Consider the following 22,301-nt stretch of genomic DNA (forward strand, 5'->3'; position numbering starts at 1 on the left):
AAGGTAGCTATTGCCGCTAATTTGATTAAGAATGGTGAAGTAATGACAGTAACTTACCGGTTAAAGTAGATGTACAATCTTATGATCTGATCACCTATCCACCTCTCAAAGAACATATCGATGCTAACATGCTACTATTGTTTACGTATGGTAATATATCTAAATAAAGGGTTTGGAAGTAGTGATAGTAAAAGATGAGCTGAAGTAATTTTCAACTAAGCATAAACATGAAAAATCCTTTATCAATATATATACACTGGCCATTTTGTTTGTCAAAATGTCCGTATTGTGATTTTAATTCTCATGTTGTAGATAAAGTAGATCATGATACATGGTTGAAATGTTATGAACTAGAGCTTGATCATTTCAAGGATATTATAGGTCATAAATATATAAAATCTATTTTCTTTGGAGGTGGAACTCCATCTTTAATGAAGCCATTTGTTGTTGAAGGAATAATTAAAAAAATAGCAAATCTAGCAACAATAGATGAGCAGACAGAAATTACTTTAGAAGCAAATCCCACTTCATTTGAGACTGAAAAATTTAGGGACTTTAGATCAGCTGGAATAAACCGTGTGTCAATTGGCGTCCAGTCTCTAGTGGAAGATGACTTAAAGAGTTTAGGACGACAACATGATGTAGGGCAAGCAATCAAAGCTATTGAGACAGCTCGCCATCTTTTCCCTAGAATATCTTTTGACTTAATTTATGCAAGAAGTAACCAAACTCTAGAAAGTTGGCAAGATGAACTTACCAATGCCATGAAACTTGCCTCAGGTCATATCTCACTGTATCAACTAGTAATCGAAAAGGGTACGTTATTTTATAAATTGTTTAACGAGGGAAATCTGACTATACCAAACTCAGATCAAGCAGCTGACCATTATGAGTGGACTAACTGCTATTTAAAGTCCCAAGGATATCTTAGATATGAAATATCAAATTATGCTATATTAGGTCATGAATGTAAACATAACTTAACATATTGGCAATATGACAACTATTTAGGTGTAGGTCCGGGTAGCCACAGCAGGGTTAACATGTGTGATAGTAATTTTACATCTAATCTATATAGTATTATGATGTGGCATAAACCAGAAAAATGGTTACAAGCTGTTGACAGTTTAGGATGTGGTATTCAGCAGATTAATAAACTTTCTATGCAAGAAATAATTGCAGAAATGTTGATGATGGGACTACGTCTTGAAAAGGGTTTAACTATTGATAGTATACAGAAAAGAATTGGTAAACAATTATTTGAGATTTTAGATATGGAAAAGGCAACATACTATAAAAAGCTAGGTTTACTTAGGTGGGATGAGGGATTAGGTGATAAAGATCATATTAATCTTACAAACAAAGGTCTAATGTTACATAGCTATATAGTGCCAAGGTTATTTAAAACCTCAGTTTTGGATTAAAAATTTTAATCCAAAACTGGCTAGAATATCAGAAAAATACATTCTTGAAGCGATTCTACGAATGCATTTTAATCTATTATTAGTAAATGAAATATTTAACAGTCAGGTGTCAAACCGCTTTAAGCCTGATTGTTTACATTCTCATTCCAATTTCGGGTTAATTTCATTAATCCGAAATTGAGGTTTAAATAGACTTCTTTGTATTAATGTATATGTTGGAACAAAAAGAGTTAGATAAGATACAAAAAAGGATTAAGAAACTTAAAACAAATAATCGAACAAATAATCATTTTCACCCTAAACTTAATCCAAAAAAAGAAATTGATGCGTTGGCTATAGCGTTAGATTTGTTTTCTAGTGTGATGCTGGGGTTTATTGTTGGTTTTACATTAGATAAATTGTTTAATTCTAAACCATTTTGTATTATAATATTTTTGTTGATAGGTATGCTTGCAGGTTTTAAAATAATTTGGCAAAAAATAAATAATGTCCCATAGTCCCTTAGATCAATTTGCAATAAAGAAACTAGTAGAAATTAATTTATTTGGTTTCGATATTAGTTTTACTAACTCTAGTTTGTTTATGTTGCTTGCTGAAGTTGTAGGTCTTTCCTATTTTTATTTAGCCTTAAAAGGCGAAAAAATTATACCATCTAGATTACAGCTTAGTGCTGAAATAATTTATGATATAATTACAGTGATGCTCAATCAAAATGTTGGAGAAAAGGGACGTAAGTTTATACCGTTCATTTTTACTTTGTTTATGTTTATTTTGTTATGTAACTTGCTCGGCATGCTTCCTTACGGATTCACTGTTACTAGCCATATTATAGTAACATTTGCCTTAGCAATTATGATATTTTTTATGGTTACAATTATCGGTTTTATTAATCACGGTATACATTTTTTATCAATATTTTTGCCTAAAGGTACGCCATCTTGGCTAGCTCCGCTTATGATTTTGATAGAATTATTTGCCTATCTAGCAAGACCTATAAGTTTATCTTTAAGGTTAGCTGCTAATATGGTAGCAGGACATATATTACTAAAGGTGATGGCAGGATTTATAGTTTCATTAATGATTTTCTTTAAATTTTTGCCAATTCCACTAATTGTGATCCTTATTGGATTTGAAATTTTTATAGCAATACTTCAAGCTTATATATTTACAATTCTTTCTTGTGTATACTTGAATGATGCTGTAAATTCACATTAGGTTCTGCGTATGACTTCATTTTTATGGTCTTATAGATAAAAATGCAGTAATATGCAAGAACCTAGAATTTTTTATATTTAGGAGTTTACATATGGACGGAACGTCTCTAAAATTTATTGGTGTAGGATTAATGGCTATTGGTATGTCAGGTGCGGCCATTGGTGTAGGTAGTATATTCAGTGCATTGCTATCTTCAATTGCCCGTAATCCTTCAGCTACTGATCAATTACAAAGAATGGCATTCATTGGAGCTGGACTTACGGAAGCTATGGGCTTATTCTCGTTCGTAATTGCAATTTTGTTGATATTTTCCTAAGTAACTATGCCTCAATTTGATGTTACCTTTTATTGTTCGCAAATCTTTTGGCTGGTAGTTGTTTTTAGTATCTTATACCTTCTAGTTCATAAGTTCATTGCACCGCTAACTGAAAAGATTCTTGAGAATAGGCAAGCTTATATAGATAGCAATATTGCTAGTGCAGAAAGTCTTGGGGAAAAAGCTGATGACTTGCATAAGCAATATGCAAATACACTAGCAGAGATATCAAATATAGTGGAAAATATTAAAAAAGAAGCTAGGGATGCAATGGAAGCATCTCTTCTATCAAAAAAAATTCAACTCCATAATGAGTTGAAAGCACAAATTGCCAATAATCGTCATGATATAGAAACAACTAATAAATTATTTTGGATTAATGAAAATGACTCATGCATCGATTTAGCAAAATTGTTAATTCAAAAAATTACTAATCAAGAAGTTGATTTAGAGTTATTAAAAGAATCTTACAAAAAGATAAAATAATGCAATTGTTTGACGAAAAATTTTGGCTAGCCGTCTGTTTCCTAATTTTTGTGTATTTAGTCTATAGACCAATAAAAAATATAATTTTAAAATCGTTAGATGACAAAATTATGGTCATCAAAGACCAAGTTTTAGAAGCCCAAAAACTTAACGAAGATATGACGTTGTTATTTGAAGATGCTACAGCCCAAATACAACAGATTGAAGTTTTAAGAGAAAAAATGATCAAAGATGGCAAAGAAACTGCCAATAATATAATTAAGCAGCAAAACGAAGAAATTGATAAGTTTCTAGAAAGCAAAAAACTTGAGACTATAGATTTAATGAATAGACAAAAGCTAGAAGCTTCTCAAATGCTACAATCTGAGTTTTGTGATAAAATGGTAGAATTAGTAACTATCTATATGCGATCTACAAAAAACGATTCCATATCAGATAGTGAGATAGCTAAGAGACTCATGGAAAATCCAGTATCTGAAAAATTTATACAATAAACCCAATTCAGGATAAGAATTAGTTAATTCTTATCCTGAATTTGCATAATAACTATAAACTCCAATTCTTTAAAGTAGCAGAATATATAAGCTCATTTTAACATTAAAGGAGAAAAATAAATGATAAAGTATCCGCATGAACAGAGAAGTTTAACTAGAGAACAGAAAGAAGCAGTGGGCTTACTTTCAATTGGTACATTTTTAGAATATTTTGACTTGATGTTATATGTTCATATGGCAGCGTTTCTTAATGAGTTGTTTTTTGAACCTGCTGATTCTCACTTCACTTCTTTAATGATGTCTTTTGCCTTTTGTACTACCTTTGTTTTTCGGCCGGTTGGTGCCTTAATATTTGGTTGGGTGATAATATAGGACGCAAATCTACTGTTATAATTACAACTTTTATGATGGCTGTATCATGTTTTGTCATGGCTAATCTTCCTACCTATGCTCAAATAGGAGTAGCTGCTACTTGGATAATAACAATTTGCCGTATTTGTTCAAGGCATGACATCTATGGGGGAGATAGTAGGGGCAGGACTTTATTTAACCGAAACAATTAACCCACCAATCCAGTATGTAAGTGTGACATTGGTAGGGCTATCTGCTGCCTTAGGAAGTATGGGTGCTTTAGGAATTGCCTCACTTGTTACTTCCTATGGTTTTAACTGGCGTCTAGCATTTTGGATAGGTGCAATAGTGGCATTGATTGGTTTTGCTGCTAAAACAACATTGCGGGAAACACCTGAATTTGCTAATGCAAAACTTATACTAAAAAATAAATATGAGAAAGCTAATATTGATATAAAAGCATTATATAATGATCCAGTCGTTAATAAAAAAACAATAATAGCGTTCCTTTTATTAGAGTGTTCTACACCGGTATGTTTTTATTTTATCTATCTGCATTGTGGTACTATTCTCAAGACTGATTTTGGTTATACATCAACTGAGGTTATTCATCATAATTTTATTGTCTTTGTATTAGAGTTCTTAATCTTATCAATATTATCTTATGTAAGTTACAGAGTATATCCATTATTAACCGCAAAAATTATACTTATTATATATTCTATTGTTATTTTATTTTGTCCATATTGGCTAAATAATCTTAATTTTCCGTTTGAGCTATTTCTCATTCAGATAGTCATTATTTTATTTAAGTACTGTCATACCTCTGCTGCTCCAATTTTTTATAAAAGCTTTCCTGTATTTAAACGTTTTACCTGTGTTAGCGTGATATTTTCTGTATCTCGTGCTTTGATGTACGTTATTACTTCTTTTGGTTTCATTTATATTACAAAACTTACGCTATGTAAGGTTCTAAATAGCGTAAAGAGGGTGAACGTAACTGCTGTTGCATATAATGATCTAAAAGCCCTAACTTTATTTGATAAACCGTCTTACCTATTTTGTGTGCAGTTCTTTTTAGAAAAGCCCACACTAAAAATGCACAACTAATGTGATTACGCTGGATGCGTTGTTTTCTGCATTGGCATCGTTCTATACCGGTAAGTTGCTTGATTTCTCTATGCATGCTCTCAATTACCCAACGAAAGCCACACTCATCTTGTACGGCTTTAGAAGATTTTTGAGTTTTGTTATTGGTAACAATATAATCAACTCTGTTGGTAGAAACAGTAAGTTTAAACAAATTAACATGCTTATCTTTTGCAAAGCCCTTTATATGAATCTCCACTCCGCTCTTAATTTCCTCATCTGAAAACGTTAACTTGCTAACAGCTTTATAAGGCTTAGAAGAGGAAGTTTTAGTAACGTTTCTATTTGCTTTAATAGGAGCATAATAATATTTACCCAAGGAATCAACATGTTGCATAATTTTATGCGTAGCATACCATGTGTCAAAAAGCACAGTTTGAAAAGGAATCTTTTTGCTATACACAGCATTATTTAACATATTTAATAGGTGTTCTACTTTTGTCGCTCCATCATGTTCGGGCGAAAAAATTCGGTAATCTATTACCCAAAACTTATTAATATCCGGATTATAATATACCAAACTTACTACTCCTATACCAGTAGTAATACCACCTGTAGCCCCACTGTACTGTGATCTAGCAACTTCTATTTTCTTGGTATTTCTTTTATTTAACACCGTATCATCAAATATTGTATATCCGTTAGGCGATAAAATAACATCATCCTTAATATGTTCCCATAACAAAGAAGGTGTATATTTTTCATTTTTTAAAAATCTATTAATAACATCATGGCTACATTTTTTGGCATGTTCAGCATAGTAGGTCAAACTATAATTCTTTTGACTCACTATTAGAAATTGACAGTAATCTGTCCTATTAACTGGTATTGCTTGCAATTTTATCCTCTTGGCATTTGTAAATTATACTCAACATAATGTACCATTTTTTTTCTCATAGCGTAAGTTTTGTATTATTATGCTCCTATTAAAGCAAATAGAAACGTTACTAAAACTTCCTCTTCTAAGCCTTATAAAGCTGTTAGCAAGTTAACGTTTTCAGATGAGGAAATTAAGAGCGGAGTGGAGATTCATATAAAGGGCTTTGCAAAAGATAAGCATGTTAATTTGTTTAAACTTACTGTTTCTACCAACAAAGTTGATTATATTGTTACCAATCAAAACTTACGCTATGAGAAAAAAAATGGTACATTATGTTGAGTATAATTTACAAATGCCAAGAGGATAAAATTGCAAGCAATACCAGTTAATAGGACAGATTACTGTCAATTTCTAATAGTGAGTCAAAAGAATTATAGTTTGACCTACTATGCTGAACATGCCAAAAAATGTAGCCATGATGTTATTAATAGATTTTTAAAAAATGAAAAATATACACCTTCTTTGTTATGGGAACATATTAAGGATGATGTTATTTTATCGCCTAACGGATATACAATATTTGATGATACGGTGTTAAATAAAAGAAATACCAAGAAAATAGAAATTGCTAGATCACAGTACAGTGGGGCTACAGGTGGTATTACTACTGGTATAGGAGTAGTAAGTTTGGTATATTATAATCCGGATATTAATAAGTTTTGGGTAATAGATTACCGAATTTTTTCGCCCGAACATGATGGAGCGACAAAAGTAGAACACCTATTAAATATGTTAAATAATGCTGTGTATAGCAAAAAGATTCCTTTTCAAACTGTGCTTTTTGACACATGGTATGCTACGCATAAAATTATGCAACATGTTGATTCCTTGGGTAAATATTATTATGCTCCTATTAAAGCAAATAGAAACGTTACTAAAACTTCCTCTTCTAAGCCTTATAAAGCTGTTAGCAAGTTAACGTTTTCAGATGAGGAAATTAAGAGCGGAGTGGAGATTCATATAAAGGGCTTTGCAAAAGATAAGCATGTTAATTTGTTTAAACTTACTGTTTCTACCAACAGAGTTGATTATATTGTTACCAATAACAAAACTCAAAAATCTTCTAAAGCCGTACAAGATGAGTGTGGCTTTCGTTGGGTAATTGAGAGCATGCATAGAGAAATCAAGCAACTTACCGGTATAGAACGATGCCAATGCAGAAAACAACGCATCCAGCGTAATCACATTAGTTGTGCATTTTTAGTGTGGGCTTTTCTAAAAAGAACTGCACACAAAATAGGTAAGACGGTTTATCAAATAAAGTTAGGGCTTTTAGATCATTATATGCAACAGCAGTTACGTTCACCCTCTTTACGCTATTTAGAACCTTACATAGCGTAAGTTTTGTAGCTTTATATCCAGCATATTTTCCTTTCTTTAAGACCAGTAACAGATCTATATCGCTCTGATAAACATAGGTAATATGATTCTCTGTGTACACGTCTTGTACCCAATCCCCTCTAGCATATGAGCCAAATAAAACTATCATTGCTATTTTTGATTTGCCAGCAGCTAAAATTTCTTGGACAATCGTGTCTAATCTTTCTTTAATAACTAATGAACGTTCAGGTAATGTGGTTTGCATAAGATTATTTTTGTTGACTCATCAGATTACTATAACCTGAATTCGATGTAACTTGTTACATCGAATTCAGTGTTATATATAGAAACAATCAGGTTTGAAGCGGCTGCCCACCTGATTGTTAAAATGCACTCGTAGAACCGCTTCAAGAGTGCATTTTTCCTTATAACAAAGCAAGTATCGATATAAGAATTATTAATTCTTATATCGAGCTGAGGTTGAGGTTACTATAACATAAAATAATGCTACCACTAAGAAGGCAATCGTTATAATGCAAAATATTTTAAGTAATATAATTAACCCTGTGCGGAGCTTAATACAACTAATATAATCTTCAATTACCACACGCATACCAAGCATTGAATGATAGAAAGCGGTAATAAGCAGTATTCCTAAAGGGACAATATTGTAAGGTCTTTGTAAAGTACTAACAAAATGAGTAAAACCCTCTCTAGTAGCATATTTAATAAAAAATATTAGCCAAATAGAACAAATTGCTAAAATAATAGCTGTTATTCTTTGATGCAACCAGTGACTCGAACCACTTTTTGCCGAACCAACCCCTTTAGCTTTTGCCAACTCTGTCCTTAAATTATTATTCATATAGAGGCCTTAAGTTAAATTATTATTTCACCTTACGTATAACACCCATGGCAATTTAAAAGTCATAGGAAAAACAACCTAGCGTCATTGCGAGGAGTGCGTAAGCACGACGAAGCAATCCATTTCTAATTACTTTATGGATTGCTTCAACCACTACGTGGTTTCGCAATGACGTCTTGTACTTTTCTGCAATTTTTAAATGCTATACGTAAGGTGAATCACTAATAGACATTTAGAAATTTATAAACAATATTAACAACCTGTTCTGGTTAGCTATAACAACCAAAAAACTAACATCATCAATATCGAAGCTACTACCACAAACCAACCTGTGAAGTTAATAGCCCTTATTGAAAAACAATGCCCACTATCCCAAATTAAGTGACGCACCCCATTACATAAATGATAAAACCATGCAAAACTTATGAATATTAGAGGTATTCTAAGTAAATTACATTTAAAGCACTGTAAATATTCAGGATCAAATTTACTAAAAGCTAATAAAATAAAGCACCACGACAATATTGATAGTCCAAAAAATAAGCCTATCCCCGTTATACGATGCAAAATAGACAAAACGGAGCTTATCTGCTTTTTATATATCGTCAAATGAGGAGAAGTAGGTCTACTATTATAAATTTCCTGCTTTGTTTTTGTCATAAGTTTCTGTCATAAATTATCTATAGGTGTAATCTATATCCTAAAACAAATTCAGGATGAAGCCCCTATAACTCTAAATAGCAACAGTATAAACGCTAGTTAGAAAATACTCAAGTTTTCATATTGTATTGTATTGTATTGTATTGTACAATAACTATTCAAAACTTACGCTATGAGAAAAAAAATGGTACATTATGTTGAGTATAATTTACAAATGCCAAGAGGATAAAATTGCAAGCAATACCAGTTAATAGGACAGATTACTGTCAATTTCTAATAGTGAGTCAAAAGAATTATAGTTTGACCTACTATGCTGAACATGCCAAAAAATGTAGCCATGATGTTATTAATAGATTTTTAAAAAATGAAAAATATACACCTTCTTTGTTATGGGAACATATTAAGGATGATGTTATTTTATCGCCTAACGGATATACAATATTTGATGATACGGTGTTAAATAAAAGAAATACCAAGAAAATAGAAATTGCTAGATCACAGTACAGTGGGGCTACAGGTGGTATTACTACTGGTATAGGAGTAGTAAGTTTGGTATATTATAATCCGGATATTAATAAGTTTTGGGTAATAGATTACCGAATTTTTTCGCCCGAACATGATGGAGCGACAAAAGTAGAACACCTATTAAATATGTTAAATAATGCTGTGTATAGCAAAAAGATTCCTTTTCAAACTGTGCTTTTTGACACATGGTATGCTACGCATAAAATTATGCAACATGTTGATTCCTTGGGTAAATATTATTATGCTCCTATTAAAGCAAATAGAAACGTTACTAAAACTTCCTCTTCTAAGCCTTATAAAGCTGTTAGCAAGTTAACGTTTTCAGATGAGGAAATTAAGAGCGGAGTGGAGATTCATATAAAGGGCTTTGCAAAAGATAAGCATGTTAATTTGTTTAAACTTACTGTTTCTACCAACAGAGTTGATTATATTGTTACCAATAACAAAACTCAAAAATCTTCTAAAGCCGTACAAGATGAGTGTGGCTTTCGTTGGGTAATTGAGAGCATGCATAGAGAAATCAAGCAACTTACCGGTATAGAACGATGCCAATGCAGAAAACAACGCATCCAGCGTAATCACATTAGTTGTGCATTTTTAGTGTGGGCTTTTCTAAAAAGAACTGCACACAAAATAGGTAAGACGGTTTATCAAATAAAGTTAGGGCTTTTAGATCATTATATGCAACAGCAGTTACGTTCACCCTCTTTACGCTATTTAGAACCTTACATAGCGTAAGTTTTGTATTATACAATAATGAAGTTAATTTTATGAGAACGATGAGTATTAGTTTAAACGAGACCTTATATGATAAATTAAAATATATGATTCCTTCTAAAAAAATTAGTAACTTTGTAAGCAATGCTATTGCTAAAGAATTAGAAAAAAAGGAACTGGAACTTACTTTGGCATATAAAGATGCAGAGCAAGATAATGAACGTCAAAATTTGCTAAAAGAGTGGGATGCAATAGATGACATTAGTAAAAAATAAAGAAATAATACGAGGCAATATTTATTGGGTAAATCTTGATCCAACAATTGGAACTGAAATTCAAAAAACAAGACCTGCAATAGTTATATCTAATAATATTCAGAATAAAATATCTAGTAGAGTAATAATTATCCCCATTACCTCAAATATTAATAATATTTTTCCTTTTGAAGTAAGAGTTACAGTTAACAACAAAACTGCAAAAGCGTTAACTGATCAAATTAGAACCATAGATAAATCTAGATTGGGAGAGTTTATAGAACAGTTGAATAAAACTGAGATTATTAATATTGAAAAAGCTATTAAAGTTACTTTAAGTTTGACTTAAGTAACCTAGGTTTGATATAACAAGTTATCAGTATCATCTCTGCTCGGGTTGATGACATAGGGACTATTACTCCTTATACTTCATCTCCATAGAGTAAGGCACAACCTTTGAAAATATTTTACCAATTATTGGTACTTTAGTGATAACGTTACTTGCAAAAAAGAAAGAAGGTATTACATTACCTTTAAGCTTCATTTGATGTTTATTAGTATCAATTGTACCTTGCATTGTAAAATCAAAAAATGGTCCGGTAGCTGATGTATCAGCAATATTTATGGTATTACCTATATAACTAAATCTACCTGTCATGTTCCTAAACATGATATCCTTATTATTTAATATAAAACTCATAAAACCTGGGAAAGAAACAACCGATACCATTCTAGTAAGAAAAGGCACATCGGTAGTAACAAAGTGCTTGATATCAAATGTTCCATCTACGATTGGTATCACTTCTCCCTTTCTAGCATCATATCTTTTTGTATCAAGTGTCAGATTTATAATACCAGATTTCATTTTATTATACATACCAATACCTCTAAATAAAGCTCCAGCATTATCACAGGTAACTATCCATTGTTCTAGATCTTTTTTATCTGTAAGTAGCATTTTAAAAGATTTAGTACCAATTTTTGAATTTAAAGAACCAGAAAAACATTTGATTTTATTACAATCAATTTGTAAATTAAGCTTATCAAGCATTATATTATTTTTTAACCTTACCCTATCTACATCAACTGTTAAATGAATATTTTTTGGATCTCCTTCTTTCTCTAAGAATTGCATCATATTAGATTCAGACAAATCTAGTTGTTTCCCATGAATCTGAGCATTCAAGCTATCTTTACCTAAAAGCAATTTTCCTACTAGATCAGTCGTATTATACTTCATCACAGGTAAAGTAACATCATACTTATCTTCTGCTACTTTAACCTTACCAACTATTTTTAAGTTATTTTCTCCCGAAAGATTAAAATCAATATCACCATTTAGGTTATTATATAACTTGCCAGTTAAAGTAAAGTTAGCTTCACTACCAAGTTTTTTATGTATAGATATTTTATCAATATAAAATTCTAAGTTTTTGAGGTTAGTATTGGCTTTAATTAAGCTTTTCCCATCTTTTTGCTCTTTATATTCAAAATCTAGGACACTACTACCTGAGATTAACTTTAATATACCAACCTTTTGGTTATTACCCATAATGGTAGTTTTTACTTTTAATAAATTCTGATAATCATCTTGGTTATTATCAGTGACATTAACATCGATAAGTAAATTACTGTCATAGCCATTAATTTTACCTATACCGATCAAATTTACCTTATCGCCATTAAATGTTCCAGTTATTTTGGCATTTTTTAATATAATATTGTCACTAAATGCTTTACCATTCACTCCAGTTATTATCGTAGAGATGTCATAAGTATTTTTTATAGTTGGACTGATCGGTATTATTATGCCAATTTTTGAATCAGCGATTCCTGTGATCTTTCTAAGGTCAATTCCTTGTTGTTTTACTTTATTACAATCGTCATTTGACATAAAATCAATTAAATCGTTAACACTCCCCTTAGCATCAGCATTAACAATAAAATTTGATTTATCCATCCCTTGCCAATCAAAAGTTATTACCCCACCTGAAATAAGACTATTACTACTATATGCTTGATTTAATATGAACTTAACAGATAGCCCAGATATAGTAACATCAGTATCAATTTTTCGTAAAGGGGGATAGTCTTTATCATATTGATATTCAAGATCTACAACATGCAGCTTAGCCTTCAATGCAGTTTCTAAGGAAATATTCTTTTCTAAAGAATTTTTATCAAAATTAAAATCAAATTCTCCATTTCTAATATAACCACCTTTCATATATTCCTGTAGAAATAAAATTACTTTATTTTCAGGAATAATTTTCTCAACAATTTGATAAATCATTATAGGAATATTCTGAGCATTACCACTTGCTTGAATTATGCTACCATCCAATACACTATTGAATAATAGATAGGCTTTATCACCAAACTCTAGTTTGCAATTGATCGATTTCTTAGAAGCTCTAGAAATTTTACTGCTATAGGAACAAAATCCTTCACCATCAGGTAATTTTTCACCATAACTATCAAGCAAAGAAATATTTTTTATAGGACCTAAGTTTAACTGTGTTTCAATCTTATTTTTAAAAAAATCCACAATGGATATAGCAGATATTTTGGCATTTATTACTAATTGATCATCTTTAGAGATTAAGGAAAAACTATCTATGTCAATAGTACTAAGAATTAAAGGCTTGGTTATTATATCATCAATAATAAAACTGATTTTGAAATTAGTAATTTCACCTTGGGCGTTATTTGCTAAATCCATAAAGATTTTATCGATTGATAGAATATTATTTCTTACTTGTAAGTTACCTATCCGTATTTTCATAGCTTTTTTATCAAGGTAAAATTCTATTATCTTCTTAATTGGCTTATCTAAATATCCTTTACTACTACTTAATATTAATAAAGTTAAAATTACTACAATTGTGCAAACTATTATGCTTAGGTTAATAAAAAATCTTTTAATGAGCATCATCTTGTTATTTAGTACTTGATCAGTTAATATATACTTTGCAACAATATAGCACAACAAACTTGTTGCACTAAGTATATACTGAAAAAAATTTGAAAATTATTTATGAATATTAGACTTCATTTTATAGGCACTGGTTACGTTGGATTAGTATCTGGCGTAATGATGAGTTACTTAGGACACGACGTTACTTGCTTAGATACCGATATTTCTAAAATCGATCAGCTTAAAAAAAATATTTTACCAATTTATGAACCAAAATTAGCTCAGTACCTACCGCCATTAGTAAAGTCTAGTAAGTTGAAGTTTACAGCCAACTACTCGGCTGAATTAAGAAATGCCCAAGCGGTATTTATTACAGTAGGAACACCACCACTACCTTCAGGGGAGGCAGATTTACAATATATTTTTACTGCTATCGATAATTTATGTGAATGGATCAACGATGATTGTTTGATTGTTATTAAATCAACTGTACCTCCAACAACATGTAACCAAATTATTGATTATTTAAAAAAAAGAAATCTTAAATTTCCTGTTGCCTCAAATCCTGAATTTCTTAGAGAAGGTACTGCTGTAGATGACTTTTTAAACCCTGATAGAATATTAATTGGCACAAATAATAAACACGCAGAAGATTTATTAAAAAAGATCTACCTGCCTTTGACTACAAAGAATATATCTCTTATATGTACTGATTTGGTTACGGCAGAACTTACCAAATATGCCTCAAACGCTTTCTTAGCAACAAAGATTGCTTTTATTAATGAAATGGCAAATTTATGTGAGAGAACTGGGGCAAATATCAAAGAACTATCGATTGCTATGGGACTCGACAAGAGAATAGGTAAAGAATGTTTAAATGCTGGACCTGGATTTGGTGGTTCATGTTTTCCTAAGGATCTCTTAGCACTTTCACAAATAGCTGGGCATTATCAATGTAACTTACAAATAGTTAATTCTGTTATAAGTAGTAATGATCAGAGGGGCTATGATATGGCGGATAGGATTGATTATATCATAAATGATAATTTGACTAATAAAAATATTACCGTATTGGGTCTTACTTTTAAGGCTGGTACAGATGATATTAGAAGCAGCCCTGCTATTAAAATCATCAAAATTCTAGTTGATAAAGGAGCTAATATTATAGCCTTCGATCCAATAGGTATGGATAATGCTAAAAAAGAGCTAAAAAATATATTTTTTGCCGATTCAGCACTTAGTGCTTGTCAAAATAGTGATATAATTGTAGTGGCAACCGAATGGTCGGAGTTTAAAGATTTAGATTGGTCGCTTATTCGCCATCAAGTTAGATCTCCTATAATTATTGATTTCAGGCACATTCTTGACGGAGATATGCTAAAATCTCTTGGGTTTAAATATTATCTTATTGGTACACAATATGAAGTTTGATTTTATTCACTTAAGAGTACAAAGCTCATATTCATTTCTTGAGAGTGCCTTAACAATTGATCGTATAGTAGAGCTGGCACAATTACACAAAATGCCAGCGATTTGTTTAGCAGATAAGGGTAACTTATTTGGCTCACTAGAGTTCGATTTAAGTAGCTGCAGGGCAGGGGTACAACCTATAAATGGGGCAATTGTAAACGTTGCTTTTACTAAAGATAATTTTGGTGAAATGGTGCTGATTGCTAAAGATGAGGTAGGTTACAAAAATTTACTAAAAGCAGTTAGTGCTAGTTTCACTGAAAATGATCGCAAAATTTGTAATCATATTACTTTTGATGATTTGGTTAAGTACCATGAAGGACTTATTATCTTATCCGCTTATACTGATGGGATAATTGGTAAAAGCCTGATTGATGGGAACGAAGAATTAGCCATTTTTTGGACCACTAAGCTACAAAGCATTTTTGGTAATCGTTTCTATTTTGAGATTATGCGGCATAATTTAGCAATAGAACAATCTATAGAAGCAAATTATATAAAAATAGCCGATGACCTTGGTATTCCACTAATTGCTACCAACAAAGTATTGTTTAGCGATGTTAACATGCATGATGCACATGATGTATTATTATGTATATCTGCTGGTGTTAGTAAAGAAGAGGAGAGTCGTAAAAAGGTTAGTACTGGTTGTTATTTTAAATCACCAAAAGAAATGCTAGAACTTTTTAGTGATTTACCTGATGCTGTACAAAATACCGTCCATTTAGCCCAAAGATGCCATTTTATGGCACATGCTAATCCACCAATGTTACCAAATTTCTCTAGTCTAGATATTAATGAAATAGATCTAATTAAGCAAAACTCCACAGCAGGATTACTATCAAGACTTGATACAAAATTTAAATGGGAAAATATTGCCATAGATAAACAGCAAGATATTAAACAACAATATCTAACTCGTCTTAATTACGAACTAGATATTATTTGTCGGATGGATTTTGCTGGCTATTTTCTTATAGTCTCTGACTTCATAAAATGGAGTAAAGAGCAAGGTATTATGGTAGGACCTGGTAGAGGCTCTGGGGCGGGTTCAATAGTTGCTTGGAGTCTTCTTATCACTGATCTCGATCCTATTAAATTTGGTCTACTATTTGAGCGTTTTTTAAACCCTGAACGTATATCAATGCCAGATTTTGATATTGATTTTTGTCAAGAACGGCGAGAAGAAGTTATTAATTATGTACGTTCTAAATACGGGGATAATAAAGTTGGTCAAATCATCACTTTTGGTAAGATGCAGGCAAAAGCTGTTATCAAAGATGTATCACGAGTTCTTGGCTTGCCTTATAAATATGCCGAATATCTAACTGAGCTTGTGCCATTTAATGCTGTTACTCCCGTTACATTAAATCAGGCTATAAAGGAAGTAAAGGAGCTGAACAACGCCGCCCATGGCAGCGGTCTATATAATTTAGATGGTCAAGAGGAGCTAATAAAACAAGTATTGGATACATCCTTAGTGCTTGAGGGACTTAACAGGCATGCTTCTACACATGCAGCGGGAATCGTTATAGCTGGCAAAGATTTAGTAGAAATATTACCAGTTTATAAAGACCTAAATTCGGATATGTTGGTAGTACAATATTCCATGAAATATGCTGAGATTGCTGGTTTAATTAAATTTGATTTTTTAGGTCTGCAAACTCTGACTGTTATTACTAAATGTCTAGAATTATTAAAACAGCAAGACATAAATATTGATTTTACTAATATGCTATTTGATGATCAAAAAACTTATGAACTGCTGTGTAGTGGCAGAGCTACCGGTGTTTTCCAGTTTGAAAGTAGTGGAATGCAGGATACTTTAAGACGTCTTAAACCTGACTCCATCCAAGATATAATAGCGTTAGGAGCATTATACCGCCCTGGTCCTATGGATAATATCCCAACTTATATTGCTTGTAAGCACGGTTTGCAGCTACCAGATTACTTGCATGAGATGCTTAAACCAATTTTAGAAGAAACTTATGGAGTTGTTATATATCAGGAACAGGTCTTAGAAATTGCCAAAGTAATTGCCGGCTATAGCTTAGGTGGAGCAGATTTACTTCGTAAAGCCATGGGCAAAAAAATAAAATCTGAAATGGCAGAGCAAGAAGAAACTTTTATTAAAGGTGCGATAGCTAACAATATTTCACGCCAGCAAGCAGAGTCTATTTTTATAACAGTGGCTAAATTTGCTAGCTATGGTTTTAATAAAGCACACGCATCAGCTTATGGTGTAATATCTTATCAAACCGCCTATCTGAAAGCAAATTTTCCAGCCGAATTTTTGGTAGCTTGTTTAAATCTTGAATTAAATAATCATGATAAAATCAATCTATTCATGCAAGAAGCTAGAAATAACAACATTACTATTATTCCTCCTAATATCAATCTTTCCACTGGTTATTTTAGTACTACTCATGAAGAAGGAAAGACATTTATCATCTATGCCCTAGGTGCTATCAAAAGTGTCACAGCTACTTTTGGCAAAATATTAGCAGAAGAAAGAATTAAAAATGGTAAGTTTAAAAATATTATAGATTTTATTGAAAGGCTATCGCTTAAATCTATTAATCGAAAATTATTAGAGAATCTTATTAAAGCCGGGTGTTTTGATACGTTACATTCTAATCGTAATCAGTTACTGTTAAGCATCGCTAAACTTTTAGCTTACGCCTCTTCCTATCATGCAGAAAAAGTTTCTGATCAATTTAGCCTGATTAAGGTAAATTCTGCAAGTCAACAAGTGTTAATTGAAGCAGAACCACTTGATAATAATACTGTCTCTTCTTATGAATTTGAAGTATTAGGACTATTCATTACGCTACATCCATTATCAAGATATCAAGATTTGCTAGCTAGGCTTAATATTGCAACATCACTTGACTTACAAAATGATAGTGGTTCTACTTCTAGTAGGCAGATAAGGATAGCTGGGGTAATACAAAAAAAAGATTCACGTATGTCATCTCGTGGAAGGTTTGTAACCTTACAACTATCCGATCAATTTGGTATTTTCGAATTAACTATTTATAGTGAAGAAATACTTAAAATTTTTGTTCACTTACTTGACATTCAACGTCTAGTTGTGGCACACTGTGATTTGTTTAAGGATGCTGGGGGAACAAGGTTAATCGCTAAAAGCTTCACAACTATTGACGATATAATGAATGAAGAACGACTAGAGATAAAACTCTATCCACAAAATCATTATGAATTATGTCAAATCGTTGATTTGCTTAAAAACCGTATTAGCCCTGAACGTAGTAATACAAGAATAATTTTACTGCTTAAGGTAAGTATACAAGATGAATTTCAAGAGTTGGCTAGGTGTAAGAGTGGTGAGCGGACTAGGCGTAGTCAAACCGTTGTTCCTACGCGAAGTCCCATCGTGCCACAACGCCAACACTTGAAAGGCAAAGGGTATATAAATAATAACTTTACTGCTCGAGTCCATTTACCAGAAATTTTATGTCTAGAAACTGAAGATTTTGAATTTTTAAATCGGTTTATGCTAGGTTCTAGTTAACCTGAATTCGATGTAAGAGATCGTTTTAACAATCTCGATGTCATCCCATAACTGTTGAAAGTTAAAAAATCGTCTATTAGCGAAGTGCTATTGTAAGGCTTAAACCGTCATTGCGAGAAGCAGCTGCAAGAAGCGGCAACGTGGCAATCTTGTGAAGTAGTACTTCAAATCACCTAGAGGTCACCTAACAAAGGCAGATATTACTTCATGAGATCGCCACATCGGCAATTTCATCGTCTCCCTCGCTAATAGACGGTTCTTTGGCTAAAACCTTTCCAGTTTAGCTATAGCTTCGATTAATCCTTTAAATAAATTTAAATCTAAATCATTAGGGTTTAAATATTCAGGATGCCATTCTACTCCTATAACAAATTTGTGATTTATTGACTCAATTGCTTCAATTATTCCGTCCGGTGCTGTTGCTGCAACTCGGAGTCCCTTGCCTATTTTTCCTACTGCTTGATGATGGCTCGAGTTAACCATACAAGTTTGCTTATTTCCCGATAAGTTTGCAAGAATAGTGTTTGGTTCTATCGTTATAGAATGCGATAATGTATGTTTGGGGGCAGGTTGCTCGTGGTTAATAACCGTAGCTACTCCTGCTTGTGACTTTATGTAATCAGGTATATGCTGGATAAGGTTGCCACCACATACTACATTTAACATCTGCATACCACGACATATTCCAAGGAATGGCATATTCTTTTCTAGAGCTTTTTGGGTAAGTAGTAACTCAAAATTATCACGTTGGTCGTTGGTAGCTGTTCTATCACAAGTGAATTCTTGGCTATAAAATTTAGGGTGAATATCCTCATCGCCACCGGGAATAATTAGCCCATCGATAATTGACAGCATCACTTCAATTGTATCATATTGATAGGGTAGCATTAAGGGGATTCCCCCAACTTTTATCACGCTATCTGCATAATTTTGTCTAATTGCATACCAAGGAAAAGGAGCATAGGCATACTTTTCAGAATTATTAGCCAAATCTAGAGTGATTCCTATTACTGGTTTTTTCTGTATCATACTAATCTTATCGCTTTACCATGCGAGTACCACAAATCATGTCATGTAGAAACTTTTTCTCATTAGTACATATCATGCAGATAATACTTATAATCCCCAATATTACAGTACTACTTATTAGTGCTAATATAATAAATCTAATCAACGATTTTAAAAAGCTTATTCGAGTACCATCCTCGTTTATGATCTTCATACCTAAAATATAGCAACCAAGAGTTGCTTGCATTGAAGATGACTCAAATATTGGATCATATAATATTGTTAATGATAGTATTATTGATGTCGAAATGAAAGAATCGGATAGTGTATCGGTCGGCTAGTGGAAGGTTACTTAGTAGTATCATAATAATACAAATTAGAAGAAAAATAATTAAGAAAATTCGATCCAAAACTACAGCAATAGATCTTCGCCAAAAGCCACAATAGATATATTCATTCATAAAATTAGTTTCCTTTATGTGATGTTTCAAAAGTATGAAATGGTGGTGGAGATGATACTGACCATTCAAGGGTATCAGCCCCATCACCCCAAGGATTATATGGGCATTTTTTCCCATATTTCAGAGTATAAATAACAATAAATACAAAATAAAGAGCTGCAATAAATGAAATACTAGCTCCGATAGATGAAACCATATTCCAGCCGGCAAACGCATCCGGATAATCCGGTATTCTTCTTGGCATACCAGCTAATCCTAGAAAATGTTGAGGGAAAAATGTCAAATTAACGCCGATAAAGGTAATCCAAAAATGAATTTTGCCCATCATCTCAGGATACTGCCGCCCGGACATTTTACCAAACCAATAATAGAACCCAGCAAATGCAGTAAATAACGCCCCAAGCGACATAGTGTAATGGAAATGTGCTACAACATAATATGTATCATGTAAAATTCTGTCGATTGCTGAATTTGATAATATTATGCCGGTAACTCCGCCAATAGTAAATAGCAAGATAAACCCTATGGAAAACAACATAGGGGTTTCAAAAGTAATTGATCCTCCCCACATTGTGGCAATCCAGCTAAAGATTTTGATACCAGTAGGTACAGCTATAATCATAGTACCAGCAGTAAAATATATTAATGCATTGTACGAAAGACCAACAGTAAACATATGGTGAGCCCAAACTATAAAGCCAACAAATCCTATAATTACCATAGCTACCACCATACCAAAATAACCGAATATTGGCTTACGGGAGAAAGTAGAGATGACCTGACTGACTATACCAAATCCCGGTAATACTACGATATATACTTCTGGATGACCAAAAAACCAAAATAAATGCTGAAATAACACTGGATCTCCGCCACCATCAGGCTTGAAAAAAGTAGTACCAAAATTTCGATCAGTCAGTAACATGGTTATTGCACCCCCTAACACAGGAATTGCTAGTATCAGCAAGAAGGCAGTAACCAAAATTGACCAAACAAATAAGGGCATTTCAAATAACCCCATACCATCAGTTCTCATATTAAAGATAGTGACAATCATATTAATTGAACCAAGAATGGAGGAAAGCCCTGTAAGATGTAAGCTTAAAATAGCCATATCCACAGCAGCCCCAGGATGCCCTACTAGACTACTTAGAGGAGGATACAGTGTCCAACCAGTACCAGCTCCTCCATCAACCAAACCTGACAGCATTAATAATATAAAAGCAGGGACAAGTAGCCAAAAACTTATATTATTTAGCCTAGGAAAAGCCACATCCGGGGCACCTATTAAAATTGGTATGAAGTAATTACCAAATCCGCCAAATAAAGCTGGCATAATCATGAAAAATACCATAATTATAGCATGAGCGGTAATTAATACATTGTATAGCTGATAATTACCACCTAGTAGATGCCCGCCGGGTACTGCTAGTTCTAACCTAAAAATAACAGAAAATAATCCACCAACAAGCCCAGCAAATATGGCGAATATAATATACATTACGCCAATATCTTTGTGATTAGTAGAAAAAATCCATCTTTGTAACCCCTTAGGGGTTTCGTGATGATCAGATATTACTTCTGCAAGAGGTCTAATAGAGGCTTTATCTTTAAGTGTCATAATGGTTACTATTTACATTCTTTAAGTTGATCAATATCTGCACCTACTATGACTTCGATATTTCTAGTAATTTTATCATAATCCCAGTCCCACCATTTTATTTGTGCTAATTTGTCTACTATGTCTTCTGAGAATCTTTTTCTAATAATTCTACTAGGATTACCTACAGCTATAGAATAGGGTGGTACATCCTTGGTGACCACTGCATATGCTCCGATAATTGCTCCGTCTCCTATTGTTACTCCTGGCATAATGACTGAATTCGTACCAAACCACACATCATTACCAACTATTGTACTTCTAGCTTTGTTGCAAGTTGGAGTATAATTATTCCAACCTTCAAAAATAAAAAATGGATAAGTAGAAAAACCATCCATGAGATGGTTTACATCATCCATGATGAAGGTAGTTCCTTTGGCAATAGCACAAAACTTACCGATAATTAATTTACACTGATGACAACCTATAACATTATTACGTTCAAACTGTTATGGATAGTGGCTATCATGATAGTAACTATAATCACCTACCATTATGTTAGGATTATGAATAAAATGTTTTAAAAATATAGTTTCTTTAACCTGTTTTGCGTAAAGATGGGGATAATGCTTGTTGAAATGTACCATAGTAACT

The 22,301-nt window shown here is 32.6% G+C and carries 21 protein-coding genes and 1 pseudogene; 14 read left to right on the forward strand and 8 right to left on the reverse strand.

What is annotated here, in order from left to right; translation table 11 throughout:
• Nucleotides 1–227 precede the first annotated feature (227 nt).
• From hemW to AAGD19_RS01545, 7 genes are all read left to right on the forward strand, one after another.
• Nucleotides 228–1,424: a radical SAM family heme chaperone HemW gene (gene hemW, locus AAGD19_RS01515; RefSeq protein ID WP_341748040.1), complete on the forward strand. Its 1,197-nt coding sequence runs from the start codon at nucleotides 228–230 to the stop codon at nucleotides 1,422–1,424.
• A 212-nt stretch (nucleotides 1,425–1,636) separates the two neighbouring features.
• Complete coding sequence (locus AAGD19_RS01520; RefSeq protein WP_341748041.1) at nucleotides 1,637–1,921, forward strand: AtpZ/AtpI family protein; 285 nt, start codon at nucleotides 1,637–1,639, stop codon at nucleotides 1,919–1,921.
• Nucleotides 1,911–2,639, forward strand: a complete 729-nt coding sequence (locus tag AAGD19_RS01525; protein WP_341748042.1) for a F0F1 ATP synthase subunit A — start codon at nucleotides 1,911–1,913, stop codon at nucleotides 2,637–2,639. Before AAGD19_RS01520 ends, AAGD19_RS01525 begins: the two co-directional genes overlap by 11 nt.
• 91 nt (nucleotides 2,640–2,730) lie before the next feature.
• Complete coding sequence (locus AAGD19_RS01530) at nucleotides 2,731–2,955, forward strand: F0F1 ATP synthase subunit C (protein WP_341748043.1); 225 nt, start codon at nucleotides 2,731–2,733, stop codon at nucleotides 2,953–2,955.
• Nucleotides 2,956–2,961: 6 nt separating this feature from the next.
• Nucleotides 2,962–3,441 carry an ATP F0F1 synthase subunit B' gene (locus AAGD19_RS01535; RefSeq protein ID WP_341748044.1) on the forward strand — a complete coding sequence of 160 codons (480 nt, stop codon included), beginning with the start codon at nucleotides 2,962–2,964 and terminating at the stop codon, nucleotides 3,439–3,441.
• A complete protein-coding gene (locus AAGD19_RS01540) occupies nucleotides 3,441–3,935 on the forward strand; it encodes an ATP F0F1 synthase subunit B (protein ID WP_341748045.1) in 495 nt (164 codons plus the stop codon). Before AAGD19_RS01535 ends, AAGD19_RS01540 begins: the two co-directional genes overlap by 1 nt.
• Before the next feature lie 120 nt (nucleotides 3,936–4,055).
• Nucleotides 4,056–4,307, forward strand: coding sequence for a hypothetical protein (locus tag AAGD19_RS01545; protein WP_341748046.1), 252 nt, complete (start codon nucleotides 4,056–4,058; stop codon nucleotides 4,305–4,307).
• A gap of 934 nt (nucleotides 4,308–5,241) precedes the next feature.
• Here AAGD19_RS01545 and AAGD19_RS01550 read toward each other — a convergent pair.
• A complete protein-coding gene (locus AAGD19_RS01550) occupies nucleotides 5,242–6,225 on the reverse strand; it encodes a transposase (RefSeq protein WP_341747601.1) in 984 nt (327 codons plus the stop codon).
• A 117-nt stretch (nucleotides 6,226–6,342) separates the two neighbouring features.
• Between AAGD19_RS01550 and AAGD19_RS01555 the strand changes: the two genes are divergently transcribed.
• Both AAGD19_RS01555 and AAGD19_RS01560 read left to right on the forward strand, forming a co-directional pair.
• A complete protein-coding gene (locus AAGD19_RS01555) occupies nucleotides 6,343–6,594 on the forward strand; it encodes a hypothetical protein (RefSeq protein WP_341748047.1) in 252 nt (83 codons plus the stop codon).
• Between the two features lie 30 nt (nucleotides 6,595–6,624).
• A complete protein-coding gene (locus AAGD19_RS01560; protein WP_341748048.1) occupies nucleotides 6,625–7,656 on the forward strand; it encodes a transposase in 1,032 nt (343 codons plus the stop codon).
• 436 nt (nucleotides 7,657–8,092) lie between these two features.
• Here the strand turns inward: AAGD19_RS01560 and sdhD are convergent, their stop codons facing one another.
• Together sdhD and sdhC are read right to left on the reverse strand one after the other, a co-directional pair.
• Entirely contained in the window at nucleotides 8,093–8,500 is a 408-nt protein-coding gene (sdhD, locus tag AAGD19_RS01565; RefSeq protein ID WP_341748049.1) for a succinate dehydrogenase, hydrophobic membrane anchor protein, read from the reverse strand.
• A gap of 273 nt (nucleotides 8,501–8,773) precedes the next feature.
• The gene (sdhC, locus tag AAGD19_RS01570) at nucleotides 8,774–9,160 is read right to left on the reverse strand and encodes a succinate dehydrogenase, cytochrome b556 subunit (protein WP_341748050.1); all 387 of its coding nucleotides are present in this window, start codon (nucleotides 9,158–9,160) and stop codon (nucleotides 8,774–8,776) included.
• A 279-nt stretch (nucleotides 9,161–9,439) separates the two neighbouring features.
• Here sdhC and AAGD19_RS01575 point away from each other — a divergent pair, with 279 nt between their 5' ends.
• Genes AAGD19_RS01575 through AAGD19_RS01585 form a run of 3 tightly spaced genes read left to right on the forward strand, consistent with a single transcriptional unit; the run spans nucleotide 9,440 to nucleotide 11,005 of the window.
• Nucleotides 9,440–10,423 carry a transposase gene (locus AAGD19_RS01575; protein WP_341747233.1) on the forward strand — a complete coding sequence of 328 codons (984 nt, stop codon included), beginning with the start codon at nucleotides 9,440–9,442 and terminating at the stop codon, nucleotides 10,421–10,423.
• 41 nt (nucleotides 10,424–10,464) lie between these two features.
• Entirely contained in the window at nucleotides 10,465–10,677 is a 213-nt protein-coding gene (locus AAGD19_RS01580) for a hypothetical protein (RefSeq protein ID WP_341748051.1), read from the forward strand.
• On the forward strand, nucleotides 10,658–11,005 hold the full coding sequence (locus AAGD19_RS01585; protein WP_341748052.1) for a type II toxin-antitoxin system PemK/MazF family toxin: 348 nt from the start codon (nucleotides 10,658–10,660) through the stop codon (nucleotides 11,003–11,005). The genes AAGD19_RS01580 and AAGD19_RS01585 overlap by 20 nt, the downstream gene beginning before the upstream one ends.
• Before the next feature lie 66 nt (nucleotides 11,006–11,071).
• Here AAGD19_RS01585 and AAGD19_RS01590 read toward each other — a convergent pair whose 3' ends face one another.
• Nucleotides 11,072–13,591: a DUF3971 domain-containing protein gene (locus AAGD19_RS01590; protein WP_341748053.1), complete on the reverse strand. Its 2,520-nt coding sequence runs from the start codon at nucleotides 13,589–13,591 to the stop codon at nucleotides 11,072–11,074.
• A gap of 108 nt (nucleotides 13,592–13,699) precedes the next feature.
• Between AAGD19_RS01590 and AAGD19_RS01595 the strand changes: the two genes are divergently transcribed.
• Together AAGD19_RS01595 and dnaE are read left to right on the forward strand one after the other, a co-directional pair.
• The gene (locus AAGD19_RS01595) at nucleotides 13,700–15,004 is read left to right on the forward strand and encodes a UDP-glucose dehydrogenase family protein (protein WP_410520827.1); all 1,305 of its coding nucleotides are present in this window, start codon (nucleotides 13,700–13,702) and stop codon (nucleotides 15,002–15,004) included.
• Nucleotides 14,994–18,578 carry a DNA polymerase III subunit alpha gene (gene dnaE / locus AAGD19_RS01600; protein ID WP_410520819.1) on the forward strand — a complete coding sequence of 1,195 codons (3,585 nt, stop codon included), beginning with the start codon at nucleotides 14,994–14,996 and terminating at the stop codon, nucleotides 18,576–18,578. Before AAGD19_RS01595 ends, dnaE begins: the two co-directional genes overlap by 11 nt.
• A 264-nt stretch (nucleotides 18,579–18,842) precedes the next feature.
• Here dnaE and AAGD19_RS01605 read toward each other — a convergent pair whose 3' ends face one another.
• The 4 genes and pseudogenes from AAGD19_RS01605 to AAGD19_RS07460 all read right to left on the reverse strand — a co-directional run bounded on the left by AAGD19_RS01605 (nucleotide 18,843) and on the right by AAGD19_RS07460 (nucleotide 22,294).
• Nucleotides 18,843–19,604, reverse strand: a complete 762-nt coding sequence (locus tag AAGD19_RS01605) for a gamma-glutamyl-gamma-aminobutyrate hydrolase family protein (protein WP_341748417.1) — start codon at nucleotides 19,602–19,604, stop codon at nucleotides 18,843–18,845.
• A 10-nt stretch (nucleotides 19,605–19,614) separates the two neighbouring features.
• Nucleotides 19,615–19,833, reverse strand: a complete 219-nt coding sequence (locus tag AAGD19_RS07455) for an RDD family protein (RefSeq protein ID WP_410520820.1) — start codon at nucleotides 19,831–19,833, stop codon at nucleotides 19,615–19,617.
• 218 nt (nucleotides 19,834–20,051) lie between these two features.
• A complete protein-coding gene (ctaD, locus tag AAGD19_RS01610; protein ID WP_341748055.1) occupies nucleotides 20,052–21,668 on the reverse strand; it encodes a cytochrome c oxidase subunit I in 1,617 nt (538 codons plus the stop codon).
• A gap of 8 nt (nucleotides 21,669–21,676) precedes the next feature.
• Nucleotides 21,677–22,294, reverse strand: a pseudogene (locus tag AAGD19_RS07460) (CatB-related O-acetyltransferase).
• Between the last annotated feature and the right edge of the window lie 7 nt (nucleotides 22,295–22,301).

It is taken from the genome of Candidatus Tisiphia endosymbiont of Dascillus cervinus (genome assembly GCF_964026405.1).
In the GTDB taxonomy this organism is placed as follows: Bacteria; Pseudomonadota; Alphaproteobacteria; order Rickettsiales; family Rickettsiaceae; genus Tisiphia.

What these genes read in the sequence shown, in the direction of transcription:
- AAGD19_RS01585 (WP_341748052.1), top strand. Translation starts at nt 10,658, where the DNA reads ATGACATTAGTAAAAAATAAAGAAATAATACGAGGCAATATTTATTGG.
- AAGD19_RS01525 (WP_341748042.1), top strand. Translation starts at nt 1,911, where the DNA reads ATGTCCCATAGTCCCTTAGATCAATTTGCAATAAAGAAACTAGTAGAA.
- AAGD19_RS01530 (WP_341748043.1), top strand. Translation starts at nt 2,731, where the DNA reads ATGGACGGAACGTCTCTAAAATTTATTGGTGTAGGATTAATGGCTATT.
- AAGD19_RS01545 (WP_341748046.1), top strand. Translation starts at nt 4,056, where the DNA reads ATGATAAAGTATCCGCATGAACAGAGAAGTTTAACTAGAGAACAGAAA.
- hemW (WP_341748040.1), top strand. Translation starts at nt 228, where the DNA reads ATGAAAAATCCTTTATCAATATATATACACTGGCCATTTTGTTTGTCA.
- sdhC (WP_341748050.1), bottom strand. Translation starts at nt 9,160, where the DNA reads ATGACAAAAACAAAGCAGGAAATTTATAATAGTAGACCTACTTCTCCT.
- sdhD (WP_341748049.1), bottom strand. Translation starts at nt 8,500, where the DNA reads ATGAATAATAATTTAAGGACAGAGTTGGCAAAAGCTAAAGGGGTTGGT.
- AAGD19_RS01590 (WP_341748053.1), bottom strand. Translation starts at nt 13,591, where the DNA reads ATGATGCTCATTAAAAGATTTTTTATTAACCTAAGCATAATAGTTTGC.
- AAGD19_RS07455 (WP_410520820.1), bottom strand. Translation starts at nt 19,833, where the DNA reads ATGCAAGCAACTCTTGGTTGCTATATTTTAGGTATGAAGATCATAAAC.
- dnaE (WP_410520819.1), top strand. Translation starts at nt 14,994, where the DNA reads ATGAAGTTTGATTTTATTCACTTAAGAGTACAAAGCTCATATTCATTT.
- AAGD19_RS01580 (WP_341748051.1), top strand. Translation starts at nt 10,465, where the DNA reads ATGAGTATTAGTTTAAACGAGACCTTATATGATAAATTAAAATATATG.
- AAGD19_RS01540 (WP_341748045.1), top strand. Translation starts at nt 3,441, where the DNA reads ATGCAATTGTTTGACGAAAAATTTTGGCTAGCCGTCTGTTTCCTAATT.
- AAGD19_RS01520 (WP_341748041.1), top strand. Translation starts at nt 1,637, where the DNA reads ATGTTGGAACAAAAAGAGTTAGATAAGATACAAAAAAGGATTAAGAAA.
- ctaD (WP_341748055.1), bottom strand. Translation starts at nt 21,668, where the DNA reads ATGACACTTAAAGATAAAGCCTCTATTAGACCTCTTGCAGAAGTAATA.
- AAGD19_RS01535 (WP_341748044.1), top strand. Translation starts at nt 2,962, where the DNA reads ATGCCTCAATTTGATGTTACCTTTTATTGTTCGCAAATCTTTTGGCTG.